This window comes from Alcanivorax sp. HI0044 (assembly GCF_001634945.1).
The window spans coordinates 1-543 of sequence record NZ_LWEZ01001285.1 but is presented as its reverse complement, the minus strand read 5'-3'; the positions used below and the strand labels follow the sequence as shown (position 1 = coordinate 543).

Here is a 543-nt window from a genome sequence, read left to right as displayed (position 1 = left end):
CCGCGATGAAGTCAGGGTTTCAGGTTCAACTATAAAAATACAAGAGGGACTCACCATGAAGCGAGCAAAGCGCCCGGTAGTGGCATCCGTACTCGCCTCCACCATGCTGTTTGCTGCCATGGCGCCCGTCACGGCACAGGCGGCTGAATCACAGCTGGATCGGCCGGGGGAAATGGCGATGATCGGCGACGCGGTTTTTGCGCGCCCATTGCTGCTGGCATCCACGGTGGTGGGAGCAGGCCTTTATGTGGTCACGCTGCCGTTCAGCCTGCTGGGGGGCAATCCGGGAGAAGCCGGTGAAGTGCTGGTGATGAATCCGGGCAAGAATACTTTCGTTCGTTGCCTCGGTTGTACGCCGGCTCAGCACGAGAGCCTGAAGGCAGAAAAAGAACTGCAGGAAAACGAAAAACAGGAACAGGAAGCGGTGGCCAGCGCAGAATAATCGTTGTTCATTGCACCATAAAAAAGCCCCGCACTTGCGGTAATACCGTTCACTTAAGGTTCTGTGCCATGCCTAAAGCCTTCGCGATGTAAACATCGCTT

The 543-nt window shown here is 55.8% G+C and carries 1 protein-coding gene; it reads left to right on the top strand.

Annotated features, from left to right (window positions below):
• Positions 1-55: 55 nt before the first annotated feature.
• Entirely contained in the window at positions 56-442 is a 387-nt protein-coding gene (locus A3730_RS18700; RefSeq protein WP_063518896.1) for a hypothetical protein, read from the top strand.
• Positions 443-543 lie beyond the last annotated feature (101 nt).

Coding starts and splice junctions, on each gene's coding strand:
- A3730_RS18700 (WP_063518896.1), top strand. CDS start 56: ATGAAGCGAGCAAAGCGCCCGGTAGTGGCATCCGTACTCGCCTCCACC.